This is a genomic window from Burkholderia sp. 28_3, from assembly GCF_003253915.1.
In the GTDB taxonomy this organism is placed as follows: Bacteria; Pseudomonadota; Gammaproteobacteria; order Burkholderiales; family Burkholderiaceae; genus Burkholderia; species Burkholderia cenocepacia.
In genome coordinates this window covers 82,577-97,886 of sequence record NZ_QKZF01000002.1, presented here as the reverse complement: position 1 = coordinate 97,886, position 15,310 = coordinate 82,577, and the positions used below count along the sequence as shown (strand labels likewise).

15 protein-coding genes are annotated in these 15,310 nt (G+C 67.9%); 6 read left to right on the top strand and 9 right to left on the bottom strand.

From position 1 onward, the window contains the following. Positions 1 to 33: 33 nt before the first annotated feature. Positions 34 to 2,106, bottom strand: a complete 2,073-nt coding sequence (tkt, locus tag DFS13_RS05155) for a transketolase (protein ID WP_006485709.1) — start codon at positions 2,104 to 2,106, stop codon at positions 34 to 36. A 215-nt stretch (positions 2,107 to 2,321) separates the two neighbouring features. Here tkt and speE point away from each other — a divergent pair, with 215 nt between their 5' ends. The 3 genes from speE (at position 2,322) to DFS13_RS05140 (ending at position 4,469) form a co-directional block, all read left to right on the top strand. After that, positions 2,322 to 3,179, top strand: a complete 858-nt coding sequence (speE, locus tag DFS13_RS05150; RefSeq protein WP_006485711.1) for a polyamine aminopropyltransferase — start codon at positions 2,322 to 2,324, stop codon at positions 3,177 to 3,179. Positions 3,180 to 3,267: 88 nt separating this feature from the next. Next, entirely contained in the window at positions 3,268 to 3,684 is a 417-nt protein-coding gene (locus tag DFS13_RS05145) for a glyoxalase/bleomycin resistance/extradiol dioxygenase family protein (protein WP_006485715.1), read from the top strand. Between the two features lie 17 nt (positions 3,685 to 3,701). Beyond that, positions 3,702 to 4,469: a 16S rRNA (uracil(1498)-N(3))-methyltransferase gene (locus DFS13_RS05140; RefSeq protein ID WP_006493615.1), complete on the top strand. Its 768-nt coding sequence runs from the start codon at positions 3,702 to 3,704 to the stop codon at positions 4,467 to 4,469. Positions 4,470 to 4,526: 57 nt separating this feature from the next. On the opposite strand, the gene DFS13_RS05135 is transcribed toward DFS13_RS05140, so the two are convergent. The 4 genes from DFS13_RS05135 to DFS13_RS05120 form a co-directional block, all read right to left on the bottom strand. Continuing rightward, positions 4,527 to 4,937: a hypothetical protein gene (locus DFS13_RS05135; protein ID WP_134163135.1), complete on the bottom strand. Its 411-nt coding sequence runs from the start codon at positions 4,935 to 4,937 to the stop codon at positions 4,527 to 4,529. 309 nt (positions 4,938 to 5,246) lie between these two features. Further along, positions 5,247 to 5,810, bottom strand: a complete 564-nt coding sequence (locus tag DFS13_RS05130) for a barstar family protein (RefSeq protein ID WP_006476945.1) — start codon at positions 5,808 to 5,810, stop codon at positions 5,247 to 5,249. 16 nt (positions 5,811 to 5,826) lie between these two features. Next, positions 5,827 to 6,258, bottom strand: a complete 432-nt coding sequence (locus DFS13_RS05125) for a ribonuclease domain-containing protein (RefSeq protein ID WP_006490731.1) — start codon at positions 6,256 to 6,258, stop codon at positions 5,827 to 5,829. A gap of 376 nt (positions 6,259 to 6,634) precedes the next feature. Next, positions 6,635 to 8,977, bottom strand: a complete 2,343-nt coding sequence (locus tag DFS13_RS05120) for an NADP-dependent malic enzyme (RefSeq protein ID WP_034178301.1) — start codon at positions 8,975 to 8,977, stop codon at positions 6,635 to 6,637. A gap of 134 nt (positions 8,978 to 9,111) precedes the next feature. Between DFS13_RS05120 and thiL the strand changes: the two genes are divergently transcribed. From thiL to DFS13_RS05100, 3 genes are read left to right on the top strand one after another with little or no spacing between them, the layout of a single operon-like run. Continuing rightward, entirely contained in the window at positions 9,112 to 10,110 is a 999-nt protein-coding gene (thiL, locus tag DFS13_RS05110; RefSeq protein WP_111441431.1) for a thiamine-phosphate kinase, read from the top strand. Beyond that, positions 10,100 to 10,645, top strand: coding sequence for a phosphatidylglycerophosphatase A (locus DFS13_RS05105; RefSeq protein ID WP_034201036.1), 546 nt, complete (start codon positions 10,100 to 10,102; stop codon positions 10,643 to 10,645). Before thiL ends, DFS13_RS05105 begins: the two co-directional genes overlap by 11 nt. A gap of 31 nt (positions 10,646 to 10,676) precedes the next feature. Beyond that, positions 10,677 to 11,177: a CinA family protein gene (locus DFS13_RS05100; RefSeq protein WP_006488662.1), complete on the top strand. Its 501-nt coding sequence runs from the start codon at positions 10,677 to 10,679 to the stop codon at positions 11,175 to 11,177. A gap of 32 nt (positions 11,178 to 11,209) precedes the next feature. Here DFS13_RS05100 and DFS13_RS05095 read toward each other — a convergent pair whose 3' ends face one another. The 4 genes from DFS13_RS05095 to DFS13_RS05080 form a co-directional block, all read right to left on the bottom strand. Next, positions 11,210 to 12,268: a hypothetical protein gene (locus DFS13_RS05095; protein WP_060263320.1), complete on the bottom strand. Its 1,059-nt coding sequence runs from the start codon at positions 12,266 to 12,268 to the stop codon at positions 11,210 to 11,212. A gap of 240 nt (positions 12,269 to 12,508) precedes the next feature. Further along, on the bottom strand, positions 12,509 to 13,336 hold the full coding sequence (pyrF, locus tag DFS13_RS05090; protein WP_006483119.1) for an orotidine-5'-phosphate decarboxylase: 828 nt from the start codon (positions 13,334 to 13,336) through the stop codon (positions 12,509 to 12,511). A 39-nt stretch (positions 13,337 to 13,375) separates the two neighbouring features. Next, positions 13,376 to 14,437, bottom strand: a complete 1,062-nt coding sequence (locus DFS13_RS05085; RefSeq protein WP_034201038.1) for an aldose 1-epimerase — start codon at positions 14,435 to 14,437, stop codon at positions 13,376 to 13,378. A 50-nt stretch (positions 14,438 to 14,487) separates the two neighbouring features. Then, complete coding sequence (locus tag DFS13_RS05080) at positions 14,488 to 15,294, bottom strand: SDR family NAD(P)-dependent oxidoreductase (protein WP_006491029.1); 807 nt, start codon at positions 15,292 to 15,294, stop codon at positions 14,488 to 14,490. Positions 15,295 to 15,310: the final 16 nt, after the last annotated feature.

The window sequence follows — 15,310 nt, the reverse complement described above, 5'->3', positions numbered from 1 at the left end:
GCGCGCGAGGGGTGGCGCGCGCCGCGTATGCTTTTAGGCCAGCACGGCCTTCGCGGTCTCGACGACGTGCTCGACGGTGAAGCCGAAGTACTTGAACAGCACGCCGGCCGGCGCCGATTCGCCGAACGTGTCGATCCCGACGACGCCGCCTTCGAGGCCGACGTACTTGTGCCAGAAGCTCGTCACGCCCGCTTCGATCGCGACGCGGCGCACGCCGTGCGGCAGCACGCGTTCGCGGTACTCGGCGTCCTGGCGGTCGAACACGTTGGTCGACGGCATCGACACGACGCGGGCCGCGATGCCCTGCTGCGCGAGCGGCTCGACGGCCTTCATCGCGAGTTCGACTTCCGAGCCCGTCGCGATCAGGATGATCTTGCGCGCGACGATTTCTTCGTCCCAGTCCTTCAGCACGTAGCCGCCCTTCTCGATGTTGGCGATCTGCGCATCGGTACGCGGGTTGAACGCGAGGTTCTGGCGGCTGAAGATCAGGCTCGACGGACGATCCGCGGCGACCGCGTGAGTCCAGGCGACGGCCGTCTCGACCGTGTCGGCCGGACGCCAGACGTCGTGGTTCGGAATCAGGCGCAGGCTCGACACGTGCTCGATCGACTGGTGCGTCGGGCCGTCTTCGCCGAGGCCGATCGAATCGTGCGTGAACACGAAGATCGACGGCACCTTCATCAGCGCGGCCACGCGCAGCGCGTTGCGGCTGTAGTCGGAGAACGTCAGGAACGTGCCGCCGAACGGCTTGTGGCCGCCATGCAGCGCGAGGCCGTTGATCGCGGCGCTCATGCCGAATTCGCGCACGCCGTAGTTGATGTGGTTGCCGAGCAGCACGCCCGCGCCTTCCGGATTCGCGCGCACCGCCTTCGACGCCTTCCAGTTGGTCAGGTTCGAGCCGGTCAGGTCGGCCGAGCCGCCGAGCAGTTCGGGCAGCGCGGCGGCCAGCCCTTCGATCGCCTGCTGCGACGCCTTGCGGGTCGCGACCGTCTCGGCGCGCTCGTTCGCGCCGGCGATGATCGCTGCCGCCTTCTCGGCCCAGTCGGCCGGCAGCTTGTTCGCCATCCGGCGCTCGAATTCGGCGGCTTCCGCCGGGAACTTCGCGCGATAAGCGGCGAACGTCGCGTCCCATTCGGACTCGGCGCGCTTGCCGGCTTCCTTCGCGTCCCAGGCCGCATAGACTTCCTGCGGAATCACGAACGGCTCCCACTTCCAGCCGAGCGCTTCGCGCGTCTTCGCGATTTCTTCCGCGCCGAGCGCCGCGCCGTGCACGTCGTGGCCGCCGGCCTTCGTGGCCGCGCCCTTGCCGATCACCGTCTTGCAGCAGATCAGCGTCGGCTTGTCCGACAGCTTCGCCTTCGCGATGGCCGCGTCGACCGCATCGACGTCGTGGCCGTTCACGTTCGGGATCACGTTCCAGCCGTACGCTTCGAAGCGCTTCGGCGTGTCGTCGTGGAACCAGTTGACGACGTCGCCGTCGATCGAGATGCCGTTGTCGTCGTACAGCGCGATCAGCTTGTTCAGCTTCAGCGTGCCCGCGAGCGAGCAGGCCTCGTGCGAGATACCTTCCATCAGGCAGCCGTCGCCGAGGAACACGTACGTGTGGTGATCGACGATCTTCGCGCCGTCACGGTTGAACTCGTCGGCCATCAGCGCTTCGCCGAGCGCCATGCCGACCGCGTTCGCGAGACCCTGGCCGAGCGGGCCGGTGGTCGTCTCGACGCCCGGCGTGATCCCGTATTCCGGGTGGCCCGGCGTCTTCGAGTGCAGCTGGCGGAAATTCTTCAGCTCCTCGATCGGCAGGTCGTAGCCGGTCAGGTGCAGCAGCGAGTACAGCAGCATCGAGCCATGGCCGTTCGACAGCACGAAACGGTCGCGGTCGGCCCAGTGCGGGTTCGTCGGGTTGTGCTTCAGATGGCGCGACCACAGCGCGACGCCGATTTCGGCCATGCCCATCGGCATGCCGGGGTGGCCGGAGTTCGCTTGCTGGACGGCGTCCATCGCGAGCGCACGGATCGCGTTGGCCATCAGGGTGGTGGAGGCGGGAGACGAAGTCGTCATGTCGAGTCCGGAGAACGAGTCGAGGAAACGGGGGCACGGCGGCATCCGGAAGCTCGAGCGTCAATCGTTCCCGGCGCGCGGTGCGGCGCCTGACGGACGCGAAGCGGACGGAGCCAACGGACGGGGCTGCAAAGCTCGTCATTTTAACAGATGGGCTGACATTTCCCTTGTCGGCGCATCGTGTTCCGGCACGGTTTTCCACCAAACCGCCCGCCTCCTATAATTCAGGCGTCGGAACTGCCCGCCCCAGCGGCCCGCCCGTGAGCACCACCCTTCTCTTTCACCCTACGCCCGACGCCACCTACGGCTTCCCGAATGCGCGGCGGCTCGCGCACGTCGCGTCCCCGCACCAGCAGATCGAAGTCTGGGAAACCCCGCAGCTCGGCCGGCTGTTCACGCTGGACGGCCGGCCGATGACGTCGGTCGGCGACGAGTACGTGTATCACGAGTGCATGACGCACCCGGCCGCGCTCGCGCATCCGTCGCCGAAGAAGGCGCTCGTGCTCGGCGGCGGCGACGGCGGCGCGGCGCGTCAGTTGCTCAAGCACGCGTGCATCGAACGGATCGTGATCGCCGAACTCGACGACGAGGTGGTCGGGATGGCGCGCCGCTATCTCGACGACGTGCACCAGGGTGCGCTCGACGACCCGCGCGTCGAGGTCGTGATCGGCGACGCCGCGCATTTCGTCGAGGCGACGATCGAACATTTCGATCTCGTCGTGTTCGACCTCACGCCGCCCGATTCGCCGGCAGCCGGCCTCTATACGCGCGCGTTCTACGCGCGGCTCAAGCGGATCCTCACGCGCTGCGGCGCGATCTCGATGCATCTCGGCTCGCCGGTGTTCCACGCCGCACGCATCGCGGCGCTGCTCGACGACCTGCGCGCGAGCTTCGCGGTCGTCGATCCGCTGTCCGCGCACGTGCCGCTGTACGGCTCGCAGTGGCTGATGGCGATCGCGAGCGACACGCTCGATGCGGCCGCGCTGTTCGCGCACGATGTCGACGAACGGCTCGCGGCCCGCCGCGTCCACGGCCTGCGCTACTACGATGCGCGACTGCATGCGTCCCTCTTTGCCCTGCCGCGCGCGCTGCGCGATACACTGGGCGTTCGCCGCTGAACATCCGGACGGCCGCAACGTTCCGTTGTTCCAGCATGAGACCGGCGCAGGCGCGAGAAGCGCCGACACTGTGCAACAGGAGATTTTCATGACCGATCCACGTCCGGCCAACGTGCCTTGGTTGACGCCCTACCTGGCCGTGCGCAACGCGCGCGCGGCCATCGAGTTCTTCCAGGCCGCATTCGGCTTCACGGTGCGCGACGTGCACGACGAGGACGGCGCGATCATGCACGTCGAGATGGCCTATCGCGGCCAGCTGATCGTGATGTTCGCGCCCGAAGGCGCGTTCGGCTCGCCCGCGCTCACGCCGAAGCACGCGAACGCCACCGCGCCGCAATCGTTCTATCTGTATGTCGACGACGTCGACGCCACCTGGCAGCGCGCGCTCGACGCGGGCGCGAAATCGCTGAGCGCGCCGCAGGATCAGTTCTGGGGCGACCGGTTCGCGCAGATCGAGGATCTCGACGGCTACCGCTGGGCGCTCGGGTGCCGTCTCGACGCATGACCGAAACCGCCACACGCATGACCGAAGCCACCACCACCGCGGCCGTGCCGCGCTTTTTCGTCGACGCCGCGCTGCGCGCCGACGCCACGCTCGCGTTGCCGGCCGACGTCGCGCGCCACGTGCAAGTGCTGCGCCTGCAGCCCGGCGATGTGCTCGCGCTGTTCGACGGCACGGGCGGCCAGTACCGCGCGCGGCTCGTCGAGGTCGACAAGCGCAGCGCGCTCGTGCAGGTCGATTCGTTCGAGCCCGCCGAGGCCGAGCCGCCCTATCGCGTGACGCTCGCGCAGGGGATCGCCGGCGGCGACAAGATGGACTGGGTGATCGAGAAGGCCGTCGAGCTCGGCGTCGCAGCGGTCGTGCCGCTGTCGACCGCGCGTGGCGTCGTGAAGCTGTCCGGCGAACGCGCGGACAAGCGCGTCGCGCACTGGCGCGGCGTCGTGCGCGCGTCGTGCGAGCAATGCGGCCGCAACCGCGTGCCCGACGTCGCGCCGGTCATCGGCTTCAGTGCATGGCTCGACGCGCTGCCGGCCGCGCCGGCCGACGGCGAACTGCGGCTGCTGCTGTCGCCGCGCGCGAGCATCCCGTTCGCGTCGCTGCCCGACGCGCCGCCCGCGGCCGCCGTCACGCTGCTGATCGGACCCGAAGGCGGGCTGTCGCCCGACGAGGAAAATGCAGCCCGCGCACGCGGGTTCACCGCGCTGTCGCTCGGGCCGCGCGTGCTGCGTACCGAGACGGCCGGCGCGGCCGTGCTCGCGGCGTTGGCGGCGCGCTGGGGCGGGTGGTGATCGGCAACCGCAAGCGATTCGATCCGGCGCTACTTCAACACGTAGATCGCCTCGGGTTCATTCCGCGGCGATAAATTCGGTTGTCGTGGTAGGAGGCAATCCGTGCAAGCGCATTATCGAGCGCGCCGTGACACCCACCTGCCCATCGTGCACTTCCGCCTTGTACTGGCAATAATCTTCCGGAATGGACATGGTGCCGGCCGCCGTGTCGCCCATTGCCAGCACTAGCGAGCGCTCTTGCATGGATCCGGCTGATCGGCTCTCCCGTCGAGCCGACACGCCCGAGTCCGGCTCGGACGTGTCGGCTCGACGGATGGAAAGAACACGTAAATTACCCGAAAAATCGACCTTCACCCCTTCGTCGACGCGGCTTACCTGGGTAATCCAGCAAATGTGCGCAGCTTCCGCGAACCCTGTTGCCGGCGTCACCGCCATCGCGATCATAAGAACCCCTGCAATTCGTTTCATGAATTTCATCGGACGAGTGAACGGCTGAAAATTGTATTTCGCTGCTCGAGCGGATTTCCGCGACTCGTCGGATGGAAGCGACAGACCGGCAAAATCTGCGTTGTCCTATTGCCTTGATCTGCTTATCGCAGGCGCGGCTGCGACGATGTCGAGCACGTCCGTGGGTGCCACGCGTGCCCGCAGATTGGGTCCCCAAAGCAAAAAACCCGCACAAAGGCGGGTTTTCGAGAAGTTGCGGACCTGATTCCGGTGCTGGCGGCAAATACGATCGGAAGCTGCGATGACGCTGCGTACCGCCGATTTGCGCGCTTACGCGAACGAGTAGAACACGCGGAACGCGACCTTGCGCTCGGCCCAGAATTCGGCCGCCTCGCGAAACACGTCGAGCAGCGTTTCGCGCCCTTCCTTGTCGAATTTCTGCGCGATCGGCAGCCCTTCGAGGACGATCACGAAGCCGGGCTGCGCGCCGGCCTTCGCAACGAGGTCGGTCAGGCAGTCGTACAGCGCGTCATAGTTCTTCCCGAAATGCTTCGGAAACAGGAACGAGGTCGCGATCGTTTCCATCACTTCCTGCTTCGACTGCGCGGCGCCGCAATACGCGTACAGGAAATGCTGGCCGAGCCGACCGGCTTCGTCGGCGAGATCCTGCACGCGGAACGCGCGGATCGACTGCACGAGATTGGGTCGCACGGTCGTGAAAAGGCTCATAGGCTCCTCGTTCGATGAAAGCCCGGGCTCGGCTTCCTGTTGCTCCGGCGTGCCGCCGGCCTGCGCCGCCGCGTGCAGCTGAATCACACGCTGAAACAGATTGCCGTCGCCGGCCGCGAACAGTTCCGCCGCCGCCGTATCGTGCGCGTAGATGGAGTCGCTCATGCCATTCGTCCCGAAGTCATTCAACAATACGTTTAAAACTGTTGTAGTGGTCGCCCGTGTAATAACAGTTGTCGATCCGGCGCAACGGACCGCCACAGACGATCCGGCGCGCGCCGCGATTGCGCGCACGCGGCGTCGGCACCGTGTACTCATGGTAGTAGCCGCGCTTCGCCTTCGGCAGGATCCGCTCGCGATTGCCGAATACGACGCCGTCTTTCTCGTACGGATAGGGGCCGCCGGCGGCGATCAGGCTTAGCGTGGTCACGGCCTCGCGCGGAAGACTGGCAGTCGGGATCGTATCGAGCCCGCTGGCAGCCACGTCGGCCGGAACGGCCTCCCGTGCGTAAGCGGCGGAAACCAGACTGCCCGTCGGCGTGCCGACGATACCCATCGCGAACATCGCGAAGACGGACGCGAGCGCGCCGTTGCGGAGCCACTTGCGTGCCATGAACCAGGGTTCCCGCTGTTAAATCAAGTAGTTGACGACCAACAAAGGCGTTAGCGTAGCGTTATTGGCCGCGCGAATCAATGTCCGTTTGGGAATCGAAAGCCTCGCGATGCCGCGAATTCCGCATTTTTTACCGAAATCGCACTACATTTATCTTACATAAGATAGAATGCGTGCGGCACCTCTCGGTGGGCAAGAACTGCCTCCTTGCCTCGCTCGCTGCCTGGAGTGGAGAGATGCTGCTGTTGCTTTGCGGGAAGCGCGTGTGCGCCCTGCCCGGCGGCGTGCCCGTTGCGGGCACGCCTCTTTTTGCTTTTGTTTACAATTTTCCCGGGCGCGCCACGCCGGTTCGACCGGGTGGCGCGTTCGTTCTGGCTCAGCGCGCGGCGTTCACGTCGGCGACCAGCAGCGCCGCCATGTTGACGATGCGACGAACGGTCGCCGATTCGGTCAGCACGTGCACCGGCTGCGCGGCGCCCAGCAGGATCGGCCCGATCGCGATGTTGTTGCCGGCGGCCGTCTTCAGCAGGTTGTACGCGATGTTGGCGGCGTCGATGTTCGGCAGGATCAGCAGGTTCGCGTCGCCTTCCAGCGTCGATTCCGGCAGGATCTCCTTGCGCAGCGCCGCGTCGAGCGCGACGTCGCCGTGCATCTCGCCGTCGACCTTCAGTTCCGGTGCGGTTTCCTGCAGGATCGCGAGCGTATCGCGCATCTTCTTCGCCGACGGTGCGTTGCTCGTGCCGAAATTCGAGTGCGACAACAGCGCGACCTTCGGCTCGATGCCGAACCGGCGCACTTCTTCCGCGGCCATGATCGTGATCTCGGCCAGTTCTTCCGGGGTCGGATCGACGTTCACGTGCGTATCCACGAGGAAAATCTGGCGGCCCGGCAGCACGAGGCCGTTCATCGCCGCGTACACGCTGCAGCCCGGACGCTTGCCGATCACCTGGTCGATGAAGTGCAGGTGGCGGTGCGTGGTGCTGATCGTGCCGCAGATCATCCCGTCCGCTTCGCCCTTCTTCACCAGCATCGAGCCGATCAGCGTCGTGCGGCGGCGCATTTCGACGCGCGCGAGCTGCTCGCTGATGCCCTTGCGCGCCATCATCTTGTGGTACGTCTGCCAGAAGTCGCGGTAACGCTCGTCGTGCTCGGTGTTGACGACCGTGAAATCGGTGCCGGGCGTGAGGCGCAGGCCGTAGCGCTGGATACGGTGCTCGATCACCGACGGGCGGCCGATCAGGATCGGCTTCGCGAGCTTTTCGTCGACGATGATCTGAACGGCACGCAACACGCGCTCTTCTTCGCCTTCCGCGAACACCACGCGCTTCTTCTCTTCCGGCGCGGCGCGCGCGATCTGGAAGATCGGCTTCATCGTCGTGCCGCTGTGATACACGAACTGCTGCAGGTGGACGCGGTACGCCTCCATGTCCTCGATCGGGCGGGTCGCGACGCCGCCGTCCATCGCGGCCTGTGCGACGGCCGGCGCGATCTTCACGATCAGGCGCGGATCGAACGGCTTCGGAATCAGGTATTCGGGCCCGAACGACAGATCCTGGATACCGTATGCGGTCGCGACGATGTCGCTCTGCTCGTGCTGCGCGAGCTCGGCGATCGCGTTGACGGCCGCGATCTCCATTTCACGCGTGATCGTCGTCGCGCCGACGTCGAGCGCGCCGCGGAAGATGAACGGGAAGCACAGGACGTTGTTGACCTGGTTCGGGTAATCGGTGCGGCCGGTGGCCAGCACGGCGTCCGGGCGCACTTCGAGCGCGAGCTCCGGCAGGATTTCCGGCGTCGGGTTCGCGAGCGCGAGGATCAGCGGGCGCTCGGCCATGCCCTTCACCATCTCCTGCTTCAGCACGCCGGCGGCCGATAGCCCGAGGAAGATGTCCGCGCCGTCGATCACCTCGGCCAGCGTGCGCGCGTCGGTCTCGCGCGCGAAACGCTCCTTGTCCGGATCCATCAGCTCGGCGCGCCCCTTGTAGACCACGCCGGCCAGGTCGGTCACCGTGATGTTCTCGAGCGGCAGCCCGATGTCGACCAGCAGGTCGAGACACGCGAGCGCGGCAGCGCCCGCACCGGACGCCACCAGCTTGACCTTCTTGATGTCCTTGCCGACGACCTTCAGGCCGTTCGTGACGGCCGCGGCCACGACGATCGCGGTGCCGTGCTGGTCGTCGTGGAACACCGGGATCTTCATCCGCTTGCGCGCTTCGCGCTCGACGATGAAGCAGTCCGGCGCCTTGATGTCTTCGAGGTTGATCCCGCCGAAGGTCGGCTCCAGCGCGGCGATCACGTCGACGAGTTTGTGCGGGTCCGACTCGTTCAGCTCGATGTCGAACACGTCGATGCCCGCGAACTTCTTGAACAGCACGGCCTTGCCTTCCATCACCGGCTTCGACGCGAGCGGGCCGATGTTGCCGAGACCGAGCACCGCCGTGCCGTTCGTCACGACGCCGACCAGGTTGCTGCGCGCGGTGAAACGCGCCGCGTTGAGCGGATTCTCGACGATCTCCTCGCACGCGTACGCCACGCCCGGCGAATACGCGAGCGCGAGGTCGCGCTGGTTGATCATCTGCTTGGTCGGGGCGATCGCGATTTTGCCGGGGGTCGGAAATTCGTGATAGTCGAGCGCGGCTTCGCGCAGCTTGGCTTTGGAGGAGGCTTGGGTGGACATGTGTCTCGTGACGGGCGGATTAGAATAACTGTTCGACGGCATTGTAGCGCCAATCATCGGCCGCCAGACCGGCGATTCGGGTGCAACAGCCGCGACAAAAATGTACTGGATAGTGCAGGAGCGCCGCCACTCGCCTCGTACAATGCCGTTCCTTTCACCGTTTCGGATCGCCCGCCGTGCCAGCCGCCCTCTCCGAGTTTTCGCTGATCGAACGCTTCTTCACGCGCCGCGCCGCGCAGGGCGCGCGCGCGTCGACGCTCGGCATCGGCGACGATTGCGCACTGATTGCGCCCCGATCCGGGAAATTGCTGGCCATTTCGACGGACATGCTGGTGGAAGGCCGACATTTCTTCCCCGACGTCGCGCCCGACGCGCTCGGTCACAAGACGCTCGCGGTCAACCTGTCGGATCTCGCCGCGATGGGCGCTGAGCCGCGCGCGTTCACGCTCGCATGCGCGCTGCCGCGCGCCGATGCGGCGTGGCTCGAGGCCTTCAGCAACGGGCTGTTCGCGCTGGCCGAGCGATACGGCTGCGAGCTGATCGGCGGCGACACGACGAGCGGGCCACTGAACCTGTGCGTGACCGTGTTCGGCGAAGTCGCGCCGGACGCGGCGCTGCGGCGCGATGCCGCGCGCGACGGCGACGACGTGTGGGTATCCGGCACGCTCGGCGACGCGCGCGCGGGCCTCGGCGTCGCCCGCGGCGAGTGGACGGCCGGCGCGGACGAAGCCGCCACGTTCCGGCGCGCGCTCGAGCGGCCCGAACCGCGCGTCGCGCTCGGCCTCGCGCTCGCGGGCGTCGCGCACGCGGCGCTCGACCTGTCGGACGGCTTGGCCGGCGATCTCCAGCACATCCTGACGCGCTCGAACGTACGCGCCGAGATCGACGCCGACGCGGTGCCGCGCTCGGCCGCGCTCGCGACGCTGCCGGCCGACGTGCAGCGCCGCTGCACGCTGGCGGGCGGCGACGACTACGAACTGTGCTTCACCGCGCCGGTGGCAGCCCGCGCGGCGGTCGAAGCGGCGGGCGCCACGGCCGGCGTGCCGGTCACGCGAATCGGTACAATACGCGCGTTGTCCGCGCCGTCGGCGCACCCCGCCATCGCGTGGCGCGACGCCGCCGGCGCGCCCCTCGCTCTCACGTTGCACGGCTTCGACCACTTCCATGCAGACTGATCCGACGCCCGCGCCCGCCGCGGCCGAGCCCGGCGCCGCGCCACCCGCGCCGACCCGCGTGACGGCCCGCTTCATGCTGTCGCACCCCGCGCATCTCGTGTCGCTCGGCTTCGGCAGCGGCCTCGCGCCGATCATGCCCGGCACGTTCGGCTCGCTGTTCGGCTGGCTCACGTTCGTCGTGCTCAACCGCTACCTGACGGTGCCCGAATGGTGGGCGCTGATCGCCGTCGGCTTCGTGGCCGGCGCGTGGGTCACCGGTTTCACCGCGAGAAAGGCCGGCGTGGCCGATCCGGGCGCCGTCGTCTGGGACGAGATCGTCGCGATCTGGCTCGTGATGCTGTTCGTCACGCCCGCGACCTTCGTCGGTCAGCTGTGGGCGTTCGTCGCGTTCCGCTTCTTCGACATGCTCAAGCCGCCGCCGATCCGCTACTTCGACCGCCGCCTGAAAGGCGGGCTCGGCATCATGGTCGACGACCTGGTCGCCGCGTTCATGACGCTGCTCGTGATCGCGCTGTGGCGCTCCGTCGGCGGCTGACCGATTTCCCGACTCCCGTTTCCCGACGCGCATGCCAACCGATTCCGTCGTCCATCAGCTTGCGATCCGCGCAGGCAACAAGCTGCGTGATGAGCACCTCACGCTCGCCACCGCCGAATCCTGCACCGGCGGGATGATCGCCACGGCGATCACCGACATTTCCGGCAGCAGCCAGTGGTTCGAGCGCGGCTTCGTCACCTATTCGAACCAGGCCAAGATCGAGATGATCGGCGTGCCCGCCGACCTGATCGACAAGCACGGCGCGGTCAGCGAGCCCGTCGCGCGCGCGATGGCCGAAGGCGCGCTGCGCAACAGCCGCGCGCAGGTCGCGCTGTCCGTCACCGGCATCGCGGGCCCGGCCGGCGGCAGCGAGAAGAAGCCGGTCGGCACCGTGTCGTTCGGCTGGAGCAACCGGCTGCATACCGATGTCGAGACGCTCGTGTTCAAGGGCGATCGCGAACAGATCCGCACGCAGGCAGCCGCGCATGCACTGCGCGGGCTGCTGAAGCTGCTCGACGAGCGCGAAGGCTGACCGGCCCGGGCGCGTGCCGCGCCCCTGTTCGGTTATTGAATCGCGTCGGGCTTCACGACGATCCAGTTCTTGTCCGCCGTCACCGGCAGGCCGAGCGACTTCTGCTTCGCGGCCGATTCGTCCGACCACGCGCGGATCTGCACCATCTGCTTGTCCTTCTTGTTGACCCACACGCGCACGCCGCCGCGCGCGACGTCGGTCGCGTTCAGCAGCATGTAGCCGTCGGACGTCGGCGTGTCGCCCGCGACGAGCACCGGCTTCTTCCACTGGTCGATCCAGCCGACGATCGAACCGAGCTTGCCTTCGTACCACGTCATCGGGTTCATCAGGAACGGCGTGATCACCAGCGCGCGGTTCGCGGCCTCGTCGTACTTGCCGGCCTTGATCTGCAGCCGCGACGTCGTCAGCGCGCCGGTCGCCGGATTGCGCAGCAGCGTCGTCACGCCGATCACGTTCTGCGGCTTCACGTTGTAGCCGTACTTCGGGTCGGCCAGCACGAGCCGCGCGAGCTCCTCGTGCGCGGCCGTCATCACGTAGACCTCGATGCCGTTCTCGCGCAGCGCGTTGTACAGCTCCTGCATCCCGCGGAAGAAGCGCGGCGGATTGACCGTGCCGTCGACCACCTTGTCACCCTGCCAGTAGCGGATCGGGATCGGCTTGCCGTCGGCGAGCATCGCGTCGACGTGGCGCTTCAGGTCGGCGAGCGACTGGCCGGCGAACGCCTGCGCGATCCACGGATAGCAGACCAGATCGTCGATCTCGCACAGCCGGTAGTAGTAGCTCGTCAGCGACTCCTTGTAGTCGGCGGAATCCTTGAACGGGATCAGCTTCAGCGACGGGTCGAGCGCGTCGCGCGTCAGCACGCCGCGATTTTCGAGGTACGGCAGCAGCGATTCCTCGAGGTCGTAGCGGTAGGTCGTGTTGTCGGCGTCGAACACCGCGTAGTCGCCGCGGTTCGCGTGCGCGGCGATCATCGCGTTCAGCGCCTTCGCGCTGTCGGCCGGCCAGTGCGACAGATCCGCCGCATGGGCGAACGTCATGCACAGCGACGCGGCGAACGCGCTCAGAAGACGGCGGGACAGCTTGGGCATGGCGTCGCTCCCTTTCTTGACGTTTTCGTGACGGATCGATGACAAGCCGCAGCATCGCGCGATTGGTGCGCGGGGATGCGGTGCGGAAGCGACGGGAAGTTGTCCGCGTGCGCCAGCGCGCGCCGGGCCGGCAGAGGAGCGGAAAAACGGGAGGGAAGCGGCGGGCTCGCGCGCGGGAGCACGCCGGCGCCGGCTGCCCGGGCGGGCGCTGGCGCCGGCCCGGACCACCGGTGCGGCCGATCAGCGATGCGCGTTGATCGTGTCGCGCGTCTTCTGCGCGGCGAGCGCCGCGGCTTCGGCGAAATCCTCGCCCTTGCTCGCGTACAGGATCGCGCGCGACGAGTTGATCATCATCCCGGTGCCGTCCGCCGTGCGGCCTGCGTTGACGGTCGCCTGCACGTCGCCGCCCTGCGCGCCGATGCCGGGAATCAGGAGCGGCATGTCGCCGACGATCCCGCGCACGATCTCGATCTCCTTCGGGAACGTCGCGCCGACCACGAGGCCGAGCTGGCCGTTCTTCGCGTTCCATTTGTTCGCCGCGAGGTCGGCGACCACCTGGTACAGCGGCCGGCCGTTCGTGTCGAGGAACTGCAGGTCCGAGCCGCCCGGGTTCGACGTGCGGCACAGCACGATCACGCCCTTGCCTTCATGCTCGAAGTACGGCTCGACCGAGTCGTAGCCCATGTACGGATTCACGGTGACGGCGTCCGCGCGATAGCGCTCGAACGCCTCGCGTGCATACTGCTCGGCCGTGCTGCCGATGTCGCCGCGCTTCGCGTCGAGGATCACGGGCAGGCCCGGATGCTGCAGATGGATGTGCGCGATCAGACGTTCGAGCTGGTCTTCCGCGCGATGCGCGGCGAAGTAGGCGATCTGCGGCTTGAACGCGCTCGCGTACGGCGCGGTCGCATCGACGATCTGCCGGCAGAATTCGAAGATCGCGTCGGGCTGGCCGTCGAACTGCACGGGAAAGCGCGACGGCTCGGGGTCGAGGCCGACGCACAGCAGCGAATTCGTGCGTTGCCACGCGGCGCGCAGCGATTCGATGAAAGTAAGCGGGGAAGACATGGCGGGTACTCGCGGCAAACCGTTGGTAGACCGCGTATTTTACCCGCGTCGCCGGCGCCCCTCGTGTGTCGCGGCATTGCTGCGCGCATCGGCGCGCTCGACGGTGAACGCGAAACGCCGCGTGAGCCGCTCGCCGGGCGCGAGCAGCGTCATCCCGTGCGCGGCCGCGCCGCCCGGCAGGTTCACCGCATTGATCGGATGATCGACCGGCTCGAAGCAGAAGAAATCCTCGCCCGGCGGCGTGTAGAGCACGTATGCGTCGGCGTCGGCCGCGACGGTCAGCGACAGCCGCCGGCGCGGCCAGCTCACCGTCGCGTGGCCGCCCCAGCCGGTGAACGCGTGATTGACGAGCGTGGCCGGCAGCGGATACGCGACGCCGAACTGCCAGGCCGGCGGCACGCTGACGTGCCGCACCGGCAGGAAATCGGCGCCCGACAGCCACAGGCCGCCCGCCGCCGCGGCCAGCTCGGTCGCCGCATCGCGCACCAGGAACGGATGCACGCCGAGCCCGAACGGCAGCCGCGCGCGTCCCGCGTTCTCGATCGTCAGCGCGATCGACAGCGTCGCGTCGTCGAGCTCGAACGACTGGATCGCGCGGAATGCATACGGCGCGCCGGCCGTCCGGTCGAGCGACAGTTGCAGCGACGTGTCGGTCGCATCGTCGACCTGCCACGGCGCGAGCCAGCCGTCGCCGTGGATCGGCAGCGGCTCGTCGCGACGGTTGCGCGGCACCGCGACCTTGCGCCCGTCGCATTCGAAGCGCCCGTCGCCGATCCGGTTCGAATACGGCAGCAGCGGATAGCATGCGAGCTCGTTCGGGTCGGTCGCCGTCTCCGGGTGCTCGCAACGGCGGAACACCGGCACCAGCGCGCCGTTCTCGCCGCGCCAGTCGAAGCGCGCGATGCCGCCGCCGAGGTGCGGCAGCACGTCGAGCCGCAGCGACGCGTTCGACAGCGTGACGGCCGCCGCATGCGCGGCGCCGACGCCCTGCGCGAACACGGCCGTCTGCGGGCCGGGGCTGACCGGCTGGGCGGCGGCGGCCAGGCGCGCGCGGCGCGACTGGCTGGTGGACGACGATGCGCGCGAGGACGTGGCGGTCATGGTGAGCTCCTTTCCTTCGTCGAAGAAACGATGCAGGTCGGTGCGAACGGTCAGGCCCAGCCGCCGTCGACGATCACGTCCTGCGCGGTGATCATCCGGCTGTCGTCGGCCGCGAGAAACAGCGCCATCCGGGCGAGGTCGGCCGGCAATAGTTCGGCGTCGATGCACTGGCCGGCCTTGATCGCCGCGCGGCCGGCGTCGTCGAGCCACAGCCGGCGCTGCTTGTCGGTCATCACCCAGCCCGGCACCAGCGAATTCACGCGGATGCCGAACGGGCCGAGATCGCGCGCGAGGCCGCGCGTCAGGCCCTGCACGGCCGCCTTCGCCATCACGTAGACGGGATAGCCGCCGTTCTTCAGCATCCAGCTGATCGAGCCGAGATTGATGATCGCGCCGCCGCCCTGCCGCTTCATGTCGTCGATCACCGCCTGCGCGGCGAAGAACTGGTGACGCAGGTTCACCGCGATGCCCGCGTCGAACGACGCGGGCGTCACGTCGCCGATCGCGTGGCGCGTGTCGTTCGCCGCGTTGTTCACGAGCACCGCGATCGCGCCGATGCGCGCGCGGATCGCGTCGATCGCCCCGCGCAGCGCATCGATGTCGGTCAGGTCGCACGGCAGGAACAGCGGCGCATGGCGCACGTGCGCGAGGCGTTCGGCCAGCGCGGCGCCGGCCGCCGCGTCGAGGTCGACGAACGCGACGCGCGCGCCCTGTTCGGCGAAGTGCTCGACGAACGACGCGCCGATGCCGGTCGCGCCGCCCGTGATCAGCACCGCGCGATCCTCGAGGCTCGGGTAGCGCGCGAAGCGCGCGTCGCTCGCGGCGTGCGAGTCCGGCGCGGAAGTATCGATGGTCATGCGGGTCGTCTCCGTG